Below are 12,024 nucleotides of genomic sequence, written 5' to 3'. Positions count from 1 at the left end.
GGACTAGGTTTTCAAAACAAAAATCTAGTCATCGCTAGGTTTTCGTTATCGAACCGTGCAGACTGGGCCGCGACAGGCGCCGACGGGGGCGTCTGGAGAGAATGACGGTGATGACGAACACGGACACCACGGCGACGGCGCAGGGACGCCGGCGCGGCACCTACGCCAAGACCGAGGCGACACGTCAGGCGATCCTCGACGCGGCGCTTGAGGTCTTCTCCGGCTCCGGGTACCGGGCCGGGTCGCTGCGCGAGATCGCGCTGCGTGTCGGCATGAGCGAGGCGGGGCTGCTGCACCACTTCCGCAACAAGAGCGCCCTCCTCGAGGCGGTGCTCGAGGAGAAAGACGAACGTGCGCGGACCATCGTCCCGACGGGCTCGGAGGATGGTGCAGCGGTCCTGCGCGGCCTCGTGGATCTCGCCGCCTACAACGCGTCGATCCCCGGCGTCGTCGAGCTGTTCGCGACGCTCTCCGGCGAGGCGACCGCGCCCGACCATCCGGCGCACGCGTACTTCGTCCGCCGCTACAACTTCACCCGGACCACGATCGAGCGTGCCCTCGACAACCTCGAGCGGGACGGTCGCCTCCGGCACGGGATGACGCCGCGCCGTGCCGCCATCACCATCATCGCGATGATGGACGGACTTCAGGTCCAGTGGCTCCTCGACCGCTCCGTTCTGGACATGGCCGAGGAACTGAAGGCCCTCTTCGCGACCTTCGCCGACATCGACTGGGACGTCGACACGGCTGGGGATGACGAAACCGCCGAGGTCGCATCATGACCCGTTTGCTCCTTCACGACGGCTGGACCGCAGGCCCCAAACTCGGCCCCTTCGAATCGCCCGCCGAGGGCCACGGACCCGTGCCCGTCGTCCTGCCGCATGACGCGCTGCGTGATCTGCCCCGCTCCGCCGACGAGGTCCAGGGCGTCCACTCCGGCTACACCCCCGGTGGCGCGTTCGAGTACGTCCGCGAGCTGGACGTCCCCGAGTCGTGGCGCGAGAAGACCGTCCGACTCGAGTTCGAAGGGGTCTATCGCGACGCGGTCGTGCTCCTGAACGGCGAGGTCGTCACCCACGAGGCGAACGGCTACGCCGGGTTCACCGCCGAGCTCGACCCCTACCTCCGCTTCGGCGAGACGAACCGGCTGACCGTCGAGGCCCGCGCGCACCGCGACAGCCGCTGGTACAGCGGCGCCGGGATCTACCGCCCCTTCCACCTCGTCGTCGCCGATCCGGTACACATCCCGACCCACGGCGTCATCGTCACGACCCCCGACGTCGACGAAGAGCGCGCGATCGTCGAGGTCGCGGTCACCGTGCGCAACGCCGCACGGCATACGCGCGAGACGCGGGTCGAGTGGACGATCGTCGGACCGGACGGCGCACCGGTCGCCTCCGGCACGTCTCCCGCGACGGTGCTGCCCGGAGTGGATGCCGTCGCCCGCGCGCGTCTCGTCGTCACCGCGCCGCACCGCTGGCACCCCGATCACCCGCACCTGTACGCGGTGCGGACGACGGTGACGGACGCCGCCGGTGCGGTGCTCGACGAGGAGTCGACGACCTTCGGCATCCGGACCCTGCAGGTCGACCCCGTGCGGGGCCTCCGCATCAACGGGCAGCCGGTGAAGCTCCGCGGCGCATGCGTGCACCACGACAACGGCGTGCTCGGTGCGGCGACGCACGACGACGCCGAGGATCGACGCGTGCGACTCCTCAAGGACGCCGGGTTCAACGCGCTGCGGAGCGCGCACAACCCGATGAGCCGAGCGATGCTCGACGCGTGCGACCGGCACGGCGTGCTCGTCATGGACGAGCTCGCCGACGCCTGGACGCGCGCGAAGGCGCCCTTCGACGCCACGATCACGTTCCCGGAGCGGTGGCAGCGCGACATCCGCTCACTGGTCGAAAAGGACCGCAACCACCCGAGCGTGATCATGTACTCGATCGGGAATGAGATCCTCGAACTCGGCACCCCGATCGGATCGACGTGGAGTCGGCGGCTCGCCGAGGCCGTCCGTGCGGCGGATCCGACCCGCTTCGTGACGAACGGCATCAACGGGATCATCGCCAACCTGCCGCGCATGGCCGAGGCCCGCGAGCAGGTAGAGGACGCGAACACGATGATGGCGAACATGGGCGACCAGATGGGGCTCATGAACGCGTCGCCGCTGGTGAGCGCCTCGATCGAGGAGTCGGCCGCGGTGCTCGACATCGTCGGGTTCAACTACGCCGATTCCCGGTACCGACAGGATGCCGTCGACCACCCGAACCGCGTCATCGTCGGTTCCGAGACGTTCCCGGCGCGCATCGACGTGATGTGGGGGCTCGTCGAGGAGCTGCCGCACGTCATCGGCGACTTCACCTGGACGGGCTGGGACTACCTGGGCGAGGCCGGCATCGGCCGAGTCGACTACACCGACGAGCCCGGCTACACCGACACCGGGACCGCGGGCCCGTACCCGTACCGACTGGCCGAGTCGGGCGACCTCGACATCACCGGGTACCGGCGGACGATCTCGTACTACCGCGAGATCGTCTACGGCCTGCGCACCGAGCCGTACATCGCTGTCCACCGCCCGCAGCACCACGGCCGGCCGACCGCGACGACGCCGTGGTCCTGGACCGACACCGTGTCGACGTGGAGCTGGGATGCCGCGCCCGGCGTTCCCGTGACGGTCGACGTCTACGTGGATGCCGACGAGGTCGAACTGCTCCTCGACGGCGAGAGCCTGGGCATCGCACCGGTGGGCGCCGAGAAGGCGTTCGTGGCGCGCTTCGAGACCCCGTTCCACCCGGGCGAGCTCGTCGCGGTCGCTCGCCGCGGTGCCCGCGAGACCGGTCGCCACGTCCTGCGCACGGCCGGCACCCCGCGCCTGCAGGCGCACGCCGAACGCGACGAGGTCGCGGTCGGCGGGCTCGCGTTCGTCGCGATCACCCTCGCGGACGACGACGGCATCGCCGTCGTCGACCGCGACGTGCGGGTAGAGGTCCAGGTCTCGGGTCCCGGGCTCCTGGCGGGTCTGGGCTCCGGCCGTGCCCGGACGGAGGAGTCGTTCGGCGACAGCGCCTACACGACCTACGACGGCCGCCTGCTCGCCGTGGTCCGCGTCGACGGGCCGGGCGAGGTGGTCGTCACCGCCTCCGCAGCGGGGTTCGACGCCGTGCGCACGGTGGTCACCGGCGTCTGAGCGGCGCCGCGCGGCATCCCCCTCCCGGTCCGGGGACTCACGATGCCGCTCCCGGCGGCGCGACGCGACGCTTCGCGTCCCCGGAACCCGCGCGCGCTCTGCCCCGGGGACGCCGCCTGTCGCTCGCACGCCGGGGATGCGACACATCGCGTCCCCGGAACCGGCTCAGCTGCGCCGCGTCTCGCCCTCGGGCAACCGGATCGGCGTCGTCGCGGCGACCTCGTCGCTGAACTCCTCGGGGGCGATGACGCTGATCGGGCGGGTCTCGTCGATCGTCATCGCGAAGCGGCGCGTCTCGTGACGGTGCAGGCGACCCGAGAACAGCAGCCAGCCGCCGCCGACGCAGAACGCCACGAGGGCCGCGGCGGCGCCGAGCAGGATCGCCGTGCGCGGGCCGAACGCGTCCGCGACCCAACCGACGATCGGGGCGCCGAACGGCGTGCCGCCCATGAGGATCGCCATGTAGAGCGCGAGCACGCGACCCCGCAGAGCGGGTTCGGTCGTGGTCTGCACGTAGCCGTTGGCGGTCGTGAGCGTCGTGACGGTCGCGAACCCGATCAGCATCAGGGTCGCCGCATAGGCGATGTACACCGGCATCGCCGCCGACAGCACCGACGCGATCGCGAACAGACCGAGTCCGCCGATCACGAGCCGCATCCGGGCGCGGTCGCGCCGGGCCGCGAGCAGCGCGCCCGCGAGCGACCCGATCGCGAGGATCGAACTGAGCACGCCGTAGCCGTCCGCGTTCTGACCGAACTCGAGGGCCATGGTCGAGGCGAGGATCGGGAAGTTCATGCCGAAGGCGCCGAGCAGGAACACCATGATGAAGGTGACGACGAGGTCGGGGCGGCTGCCCACGTAGCGCAGCCCGTCCGCCATCCGCGCGGAGCTGCGCAGCTTCGGGCGCGGAACGAGTTCGGACGAGCGGATGAGCAGGAGCGCGACGAGCATCGCGAGGAACGTCAACGCGTTCACGAGGAAGACCCATCCGGTCCCGACCGCGACGATCACGAGGCCCGCGACTGCCGGGCCGATCATGCGGGCCGTGTTGAAGGATGCCGCGTTCAGCGCGACCGCGTTCGACGCGTTCTCGCGGGCGACGAGGTCCGAGACGAAGGCCTGCCGGGTCGGGTTGTCGAAGGCGGCGACAACGCCGAGCGCGAAGGCGAAGGCGTACATCGTCCACAGGTCCATCGCGCCGATCAGCAGCAGGACGCCGATCGTGACCCCGAGCAGCATGAGCGAACCCTGCGTGACGAACAGCAGCTTGCGGCGGTCGAACCGGTCGGCGACGAGTCCGGTGACGCCCACGAGCAGCAGAGGAGGCGCGAACTGCAGTGCCATCGTGACGCCCATGGCGGTCGCGTCGTTGTCGGTCAGCTGCGTCAGCACCACCCAGCTGAGGGCGGTCGCCTGCATCCACGCGCCGACGTTCGAGACGAGCGCGCCGATGAACCAGACGCGGTAGTTGAAGACGGAGAAGGAGCGGAACATCGCGGAACTCATCGTTCGGCCACCTCCTGCATGATCGCGGAGGCCTTCGCGAGGGTCGCGCGCTGCGTGGCGGTGAGCTCCCCGAACGCGTGCTCGAGCCAGGAGTCCCGACGGCGGACGGTCTCGACGACGACCTCGCGTCCGCTGTCGGTGAGGTCGATGACCACCTTGCGACGGTCGTTCTCGTCGGGGGTGCGGCTCAGGTAACCGAGCTCTTCGAGGCAGTTGACCGTGCGGTTCATCGAGGGAGCTGAGACGCGCTCGCGCTCGGCGAGCTCGCCCAGTGTGTGCGGACCGTGCACCTTCAGCGCCGCCAGCACGGCGAACTGCCCGTCGCTCATCGTGTCGACCGCGCGCTGCGATCGCAGGCGCCGCGCGAGACGGAAGGTCGCCATCCGGAAGTCGGATGCCGCGTGAGCGAGGTCCTGGGTCGGGTCACCGGTCGCATCGCTCATGTTTTTTTAGCCTAGCTCATTAGTCTTGCTAACGGCTCGGAGTCACCTGCCGGGCCGGGCCTAGGATTCGAGCCATGCCCGAGTTCATCGATGCACACGGCATCGCGATCGTCTACGACGTCTACCCCGCCGAGGGGACGCCGCGCGGCGTCGTCCAGCTGCTCCACGGGGTCGGCGAGCACGCCGGTCGGTACGGCGCCCTCATCGCCGCCCTCACTGCCGACGGTTTCACGGTCTACGCCGACGACCACCGCGGTCACGGCCGCACCGGCCTGCGGCAGTGGAACGGCGACCACTCGCGCCTCGGCCGACTCGGGCCCGGTGGCCTGCGCGCCGCGATCGCGGCGTGCCGGCAGTTCACCGAGCTCATCCGCGGCCGGCATCCCGATCTGCCGCTGGTCCTCCTCGGCCATTCCTGGGGATCCTTCCTCGCGCAGAAGCTCCTGAACGCGGATCCCCGCGCCTACGACGCCGTCGTCCTGTCCGGCTCATCGCTGCTCTGGCCGGGGGCGCTCAACGCCGCGCCGCTGAACAAGCGGTGGGCAGGTGCCGGCGCGACGGGCGTCGAATGGCTGTCCACGGATGCCGCGGTCGGCCGCGCCTTCCTCGATGACCCCCTGACGACCATGACGCCGCTGCCGACGCTCTTCGGGCCCGCCGACACGGTGCGGCTGATCGGCAAGCCGACGCGCAATCTCGGCGTCGACGTCCCCGTCCTCCTCATGGTCGGGCGGGACGACCCCGTCGGCGGGCCGCGCAGCGTCCACCGTCTCGCCGACGCGTACCGCACCCGGTCGGGGCTGTCGGATGTCACGACCCTCGTGTACCCCGACGCGCGCCACGAGATCTTCAACGAGCACTGCGCCGCCGAGGTGCGCGCTGACCTGCTCGCGTGGCTCGACGCGCGTATCGCGCGGCGCGACGCGGCATCCGCTCCCGGCGCCGATGGCACTGCGGAGACGGGAGAATAGGGGCATGCACGGCGAGTACAAGGTTCCTGGCGGCAAGCTGGTCGTCGTCGACCTCGAGGTGGCCGACGGCCGTATCGCGGACTTCCACCTGGCGGGTGACTTCTTCCTCGAGCCCGACGACGCCCTCGCCGACATCGACGCGGCCGTCACCGGGCTCCCGGCCGAGGCCGACGTCGCCACGATCGCCGCCGCGGTGCGCGGCGCGCTCCCCGAGGGCGCGCAGCTGCTCGGCTTCACCCCCGAGTCGGTCGCCACCGCCGTCCGTCGCGCGCTCATCGTGGCGCCGGGCTGGAACGAGTTCGACTGGGAGGTCGTCCACGAGAAGGCCGTGTCGCCCGCGATGAACCTCGCGCTCGACGAGGTGCTCACGACCCGCGTCGGCGACGGTCGCCGCACGCCGACGCTCCGCATCTGGGAGTGGGACGAGTCCGCCGTCGTCATCGGCTCCTTCCAGTCCCTCCGCAACGAGGTCGACCCCGAGGGAGCGGCGAGGCACGGCTTCCAGGTCGTCCGGCGCATCTCCGGCGGCGGCGCGATGCTCATGGCCGCCGGGTCGATCGTGACCTATTCGCTGTACGTCCCGGCATCCCTCGTCGCGGGGATGACGTTCGCGGATTCGTACGCGTTCCTCGACGACTGGGTGCTGCACGCGCTCCGCTCCCTCGGCATCGACGCGACCTATCAGCCGCTCAACGACATCGCCTCGTCGAAGGGCAAGATCGGAGGCGCCGCGCAGAAGCGTCTCGCCAACGGGGGAGTGCTCCACCACGCCACCCTCAGCTACGACATGGACGGCCAGGTGCTGACCGAGGTCCTCCGGATCGGTCGCGAGAAGCTGTCCGACAAGGGGACGGCATCGGCTGCGAAGCGCGTCGACCCGCTGCGCAGCCAGACCGGTCTGCCGCGCGCCGAGATCATCGAACGGTTCACGGAGACATTCACCTCGCTCTACGGCGCGAAGCCCGGGTCGATCTCCGAGGAGGAGTACGCCGAGGCCGAGGCGCTCGTCGAGTCCAAGTTCTCGACGGACGCCTGGCTGCGCCGCGTCCCGTGACCGTCGAGATCCATCTCGGCGACAACCTGGAGGTCGCCCGGCGCCTGCCGGACGCCTCGTTCGCCCTGGTCTACCTCGACCCGCCCTTCAACACCGGCCGCACCCAGGAGCGTGCGATCGAGTCCGCGCTCCGTATTCAGTCCGCAGCGGATGCCGCGGCCCCGGCATCCGCGGATTCCCGCCCCGCCGGCGCCGCCGCGGCGCCGACCGGACTGAATACGGGACACCTCGTGCCCGACCCCGATGCTCCGCGGCCGCCGGCGGGCCCGGTCAAGGGCGGGTTCCGAGGCAGCTCCTACGCCCGCACGCGCGGCGCGCTGAAGCTCTACGACGACCGATTCGACGACTACTGGGGCTTCCTCGAGCCGCGGCTGCGCGAGGCGTGGCGGCTGCTCGCCGATGACGGCACGCTCTACCTGCACCTCGACTACCGCGAGGCGCACTACGCGAAGGTCATGCTCGACGCCGTCTTCGGGCGGGACTGCTTCCTCAACGAGCTCATCTGGGCCTACGACTACGGTGCGAAGTCGCGCAAACGCTGGCCGAGCAAGCACGACACGATCCTCGTCTACGTGAAGGACCCGTCCGCGTACTTCTTCGACTCGGATGCCGTCGACCGAGAGCCCTACATGGCACCGGGACTCGTGACGCCCGAGAAGGCCGCGCGCGGCAAGCTGCCGACGGACGTCTGGTGGCACACGATCGTCCCGACGTCCGGGCGGGAGAAGACCGGCTACCCGACGCAGAAGCCTGAGGGCATCCTGCGGCGGATCGTGCAGGCCTCCAGCCGACCCGGCGACCGTGTGCTCGACCTCTTCGCCGGCTCCGGGACCACCGGCGCCGTCGCCGACGCCCTCGGGCGCGACGCGGTCCTCGTCGACCACAGTCCCGACGCGCTCGCGGTCATGCGTGCACGCATCCCCGATGCGCTCGTGGTCGGCTGAGCTCAGCCGCGACGGATGCGAGGGGCCAGAGCGCGCAGCCGGGCGACGTCGGCGTCGTCCAGCAGCTCGCGCGGCAGGATCATCGCCGGCCCGATGAGTCCGTGGATGCGCACCATCACCGAGTGCGGCGCTGTCGAGATGCGCCAGAGAGCGGATGCCGCGACCGTGAGACTCGTGGCCGACGTGGTCACCGTCAGTCCCGTGTCGGAGACGGTGACGGTCAGGCGATCGCCCGCCGGATAGAGGCCCTCGATGACGCGGGTGAGCTTCTGCGTGCCGAGGTGGCGGATCGCGACGAACCCGATCGCGATGACCAGCCCCCAGAACGCGGCCATGATGAGGGAGCGGGCGTTCCCGTTGAGCGCGAAGATGCCGAATCCGAAGAGCAGGACGATCGCCGTCCCGCCTATCCACAGCGCCGGCTGCTTCTTCCGCTGGTGGTCCCGCGCGAGACGCCTCGAGAGCGCGTGACCGACGAGCATGCTCTTGCTCGTATCCGTGTGCTGCACCGCGGCATCCGTCATCGCGACCCCCTCGCTCGTGCCCTCATCGTGACATGACCCGCGCTCGCGGTTCCACCACCGGATCGAGAAACGGCGTCCGGGAGGACACGCATCCCGGACGCCGTTCCTCGGCGGGAGGGCTCAGCCGCGCAGGAAGCTCAGCAGCGCCTCGTTGACCTCGGCGCCGTGGGTCCAGAGCAGGCCGTGCGGGGCGCCCTCGATCTCGACGTACGTCGCCTCGGGGAGGAGCTCGCGGAAGCGGCGGGCGGTCACGTCGATCGGGAGGATGTTGTCGGCAGTGCCGTGCAGGATCAGTGCCGGCACGGTGACGGCGGGGATGTCGGCGCGGAAGTCCGTCGCCCAGGTCAGCGGGGCGGCCGCGATCGCGGCGTTGCCCGCCTGATTGGCGACGCCGACCGACGCGTCGAGCGCCTCCTGCGAGATGCGGTTCCCGAGGTAGTCGTCGAGGTTGTAGAAGTCCCGGAAGAAGCCGGTCAGGAACGCGTAGCGATCCTCGGCGACGGCCGCGGAGGTGCCGTCGAAGAACGCCTGGTCGCCGGCGCCGTCGGGGTTCTCCTCGGTCTTCAGCAGCCACGGCTCGAGCGAACCGAGGAAGGCGACCTTCGCGATGCGGTCGGCGCCGTAGCGCGACAGGTAGCGGGCGATCTCGCCGGTGCCCATCGAGAACCCGACGAGCACGGCGTCGGTGAGCTCGAGTTCCTCGATGAGGGCGTGCAGGTCGGCCGCGAAGGTGTCGTAGTCCGAGCCCGATGCGGTCTTCGTCGAAGCCCCGAATCCGCGCCGGTCGTAGGCGATGACGCGGTAGCCGGCGTCGAGGAGCGCGGCCTGCTGCTTGCCCCACGATTCGCCGTTGAGGGGGAATCCGTGGATCAGCACGACCGGCTGACCCGACCCCTGATCGGTGTAGAAGATGTCGACGTCGACCGAGTTCTCGGTCCCCACGGTGATGTACGCCACGACGGCGCTCCTTCCCGCCGGAACGGTCGTCCGGCGACATCCCCGACGCTATGTTTCCCGCCCGGCCGTGACTAGCGCTTGACGGATCCTTCGCCCGCTGTTCATGGAACGACGCCGGTACCGTGGCCTCATGGCGGCGATCGACCTCAACGCGGACCTCGGCGAGACCGTCGACGGCGTGCCCACCGCCGACGACGAGGCGATGTTCGCCGTCGTCTCGAGTGCGTCCGTCGCCTGCGGCGGCCACGCCGGCGACGTCGCATCGATGACTGATGCTGTCAGGGGCGCGGTCGCGCAGGGCGTCGCGGTCGGGGCGCACCCTTCCTTCGTCGACCGCGCCGGGTTCGGCCGGGTGGCGCTCGCCGTCCCGCCTGACCTCCTCCGCGAGCAGGTGCGGGCACAGATCGCGGCCTTGGCGAGAGTCGGTGCCGACCTCCGCTACGTCAAACCCCACGGCGCGCTGTACCACGCGGTCTCCGCCGACCCCGAGGCGGCGGGCGCCGTCGCCGCCGCCGTCGCGGACGTCGCCGCGGACCTCGGGCGCACGCTCCCGCTGCTCGGGATGCCGGGGGCGATCGTCGATGCCGCCGCGAGCCGCGGCATCCCCTTTTTCGTCGAAGCCTTCCTCGACCGCGGCTACCTGCCGTCGGGCGCCCTCGTCCCCCGCTCGGATCCCGGCGCCCTCCTGCACGACGCGGAGGTCGTCGCCGCCCGCGCCGTGACGCTCGCGACCGGCGGCGGCGTGGCGGCGGTCGACGGCTCGATCATCGAGGTCGACGCGGCATCCCTCTGCCTTCACGGCGACACCCCCGGCTCGGTCGCGATGGCGCGCGCGGTGCGGGCGGCCCTCGACGCGGCGGGGGTCGAGGTGCGCGCGCCGTGGTGATCCGCCCGTTCGGCGACAGCGCGCTGCTCGCCGAGGTCGCTGCGCTCGCCGACGTCCTCGCGCTCCATGCCGCCCTGGCGCGGACCCGGCCCCGCGGCGTCGTCGACCTCGTCCCCGCTGCGCGCACCGTGCTCGTCCACCTGGACCCGGCCGTCCTGCCGCTGGCCGCCGCGCGCGCCTGGATGGAAGGGGTGGATGCCGCAGGCCCCCCGGCCCGGGATGCGTCGACCGACGAGATCGAGATCCCGGTCGTCTACGACGGGCCTGATCTCGACGAGACGGCATCGCTGCTCGGACTGACGCGCGACGACCTCATCGGCCGGCACCTCGCCGCGCGCTGGAGCGTCGCGTTCACGGGGTTCGCCCCCGGCTTCGGCTACCTGGTGAGCGAGGACTGGCGGCTCGACGTGCCGCGCCGGGCGACGCCCCGCACGCGGGTGCCGCGGGGGGCCGTCGCGCTGGCGGGGGAGTTCACGGGCGCCTACCCCCGCGAGACCCCGGGCGGCTGGCAGCTCATCGGCACGACGCACGCGCCCCTGTTCGACCCGCACGCCGAGCGCCCCGCCCTGTTACGCCCCGGCGCGCGCGTGCGCTTCCGGCGCGCACAGGCGGCGCCCGCATCGCTCGTCCCACCTGAGGCCGCGCCGGCGGGCACGCCCGCCGCGGTCGTCCTGGACCCGGGTCCGCTCGCGACGGTGCAGGATGCCGGTCGCCCCGGCGCGCTCGCCGACGGCGTGTCGATCTCCGGGGCCGCCGACCGCCCCGCCCTCGCCGCAGCGAACCGTCTCGTCGGCAACGCGCCGGGCGCCGCGGCGATCGAAGTCACCCTCGGCGGATTCCGCGCGACGGCCGTCCGCGACCTGTGGATCGCCGTCACCGGGGCGTGGGGGAGCATCCACGTCGCGGGTCGCGAGGTCGATCCGTACCGGCCGGTCCTCTGGCCCGCCGACGCGGAGCTCACCCTCGGTGCCTTCCGCGCCGGCGTCCGCGCCGTGCTCGCCGTCCGCGGGGGCATCTCGGGGTCGCCCGTGTTCGGGTCGATCGCCGCCGACACCCTCGCGGGTCTCGGCGTCCCGCCGCTGCGCGCGGGCGACGGGATCACGACGGCGGATGCCGCGCGGCATCCGGTCCCGCCCGTCGATCTGTGGCCGTGGACCCCGCCGCCGGCCGTCCTCGACGTCCCCGTCGCGGCGGGGCCGCGCGCCGACTGGTTCCCTCCGGAGGTGCGACGCGCGTTTCTCGAGACGGGATGGATGGTGGGAGCCCGCGCCGACCGCGTCGGCATCCGACTCGACGGCCCGCCCCTGGAGCGCCTTCCGGATGCGGTCGGCCGCGAACTCGCGAGCGAGGGCATGCTGCCGGGCGCCGTCCAGGTGCCGCCCGACGGTCAGCCGGTGATCCTCGGACCCGACGGACCCGTGACCGGGGGGTACCCCGTGATCGGCGTCGTGATGGCCGCAGGGCGCGCGGCGCTCGCACAGGCCCGCCCCGGATCGCATCTCCGGCTGCGGAGCGCAAGCCCTCGGCCGTGATCGTCGCGGGCGCGTAG

Annotated in this window: 11 protein-coding genes; 7 read left to right on the top strand and 4 right to left on the bottom strand. The window is 71.6% G+C overall.

Going from position 1 to position 12,024, the window contains the following annotated elements; all coding sequences use genetic code 11:
• Nucleotides 1–110 precede the first annotated feature (110 nt).
• On the top strand, nucleotides 111–782 hold the full coding sequence (locus ACIGEP_RS08355) for a TetR/AcrR family transcriptional regulator (RefSeq protein ID WP_396661161.1): 672 nt from the start codon (nucleotides 111–113) through the stop codon (nucleotides 780–782).
• Nucleotides 779–3,190 carry a glycoside hydrolase family 2 TIM barrel-domain containing protein gene (locus tag ACIGEP_RS08350; RefSeq protein ID WP_396661160.1) on the top strand — a complete coding sequence of 804 codons (2,412 nt, stop codon included), beginning with the start codon at nucleotides 779–781 and terminating at the stop codon, nucleotides 3,188–3,190. Before ACIGEP_RS08355 ends, ACIGEP_RS08350 begins: the two co-directional genes overlap by 4 nt.
• Nucleotides 3,191–3,355: 165 nt before the next feature.
• On the opposite strand, the gene ACIGEP_RS08345 is transcribed toward ACIGEP_RS08350, so the two are convergent.
• A complete protein-coding gene (locus ACIGEP_RS08345; protein ID WP_396661159.1) occupies nucleotides 3,356–4,696 on the bottom strand; it encodes an MFS transporter in 1,341 nt (446 codons plus the stop codon).
• On the bottom strand, nucleotides 4,693–5,139 hold the full coding sequence (locus ACIGEP_RS08340; RefSeq protein ID WP_396661158.1) for a MarR family winged helix-turn-helix transcriptional regulator: 447 nt from the start codon (nucleotides 5,137–5,139) through the stop codon (nucleotides 4,693–4,695). The genes ACIGEP_RS08345 and ACIGEP_RS08340 overlap by 4 nt, the downstream gene beginning before the upstream one ends.
• A 74-nt stretch (nucleotides 5,140–5,213) precedes the next feature.
• On the opposite strand from ACIGEP_RS08340, the gene ACIGEP_RS08335 reads away from it, so the two are divergent.
• Genes ACIGEP_RS08335 through ACIGEP_RS08325 form a run of 3 tightly spaced genes read left to right on the top strand, consistent with a single transcriptional unit; the run spans nucleotide 5,214 to nucleotide 8,108 of the window.
• A complete protein-coding gene (locus ACIGEP_RS08335; RefSeq protein ID WP_396661157.1) occupies nucleotides 5,214–6,110 on the top strand; it encodes an alpha/beta fold hydrolase in 897 nt (298 codons plus the stop codon).
• Between the two features lie 4 nt (nucleotides 6,111–6,114).
• On the top strand, nucleotides 6,115–7,164 hold the full coding sequence (locus ACIGEP_RS08330; RefSeq protein WP_396661156.1) for a biotin/lipoate A/B protein ligase family protein: 1,050 nt from the start codon (nucleotides 6,115–6,117) through the stop codon (nucleotides 7,162–7,164).
• Nucleotides 7,161–8,108, top strand: a complete 948-nt coding sequence (locus ACIGEP_RS08325) for a DNA-methyltransferase (protein ID WP_396661155.1) — start codon at nucleotides 7,161–7,163, stop codon at nucleotides 8,106–8,108. Before ACIGEP_RS08330 ends, ACIGEP_RS08325 begins: the two co-directional genes overlap by 4 nt.
• Before the next feature lie 2 nt (nucleotides 8,109–8,110).
• On the opposite strand, the gene ACIGEP_RS08320 is transcribed toward ACIGEP_RS08325, so the two are convergent.
• Nucleotides 8,111–8,632 (bottom strand): hypothetical protein, encoded by a 522-nt coding sequence (locus ACIGEP_RS08320; RefSeq protein ID WP_396661154.1) that lies wholly within the window; start codon nucleotides 8,630–8,632, stop codon nucleotides 8,111–8,113.
• Nucleotides 8,633–8,752: 120 nt separating this feature from the next.
• Nucleotides 8,753–9,589 (bottom strand): alpha/beta fold hydrolase, encoded by an 837-nt coding sequence (locus ACIGEP_RS08315; protein WP_396661153.1) that lies wholly within the window; start codon nucleotides 9,587–9,589, stop codon nucleotides 8,753–8,755.
• 130 nt (nucleotides 9,590–9,719) lie between these two features.
• Between ACIGEP_RS08315 and pxpA the strand changes: the two genes are divergently transcribed.
• Entirely contained in the window at nucleotides 9,720–10,475 is a 756-nt protein-coding gene (pxpA, locus tag ACIGEP_RS08310; RefSeq protein ID WP_396661152.1) for a 5-oxoprolinase subunit PxpA, read from the top strand.
• Nucleotides 10,469–12,007, top strand: a complete 1,539-nt coding sequence (locus ACIGEP_RS08305; protein ID WP_396661151.1) for a carboxyltransferase domain-containing protein — start codon at nucleotides 10,469–10,471, stop codon at nucleotides 12,005–12,007. The genes pxpA and ACIGEP_RS08305 overlap by 7 nt, the downstream gene beginning before the upstream one ends.
• Nucleotides 12,008–12,024: the final 17 nt, after the last annotated feature.

This window comes from Microbacterium sp. NPDC077663, assembly GCF_044542795.1.
Lineage (GTDB): Bacteria > Actinomycetota > Actinomycetes > Actinomycetales > Microbacteriaceae > Microbacterium.
The sequence above is the reverse complement of the archived record's forward strand: the minus strand, read 5'-3'. Positions and strand labels throughout refer to the sequence as shown.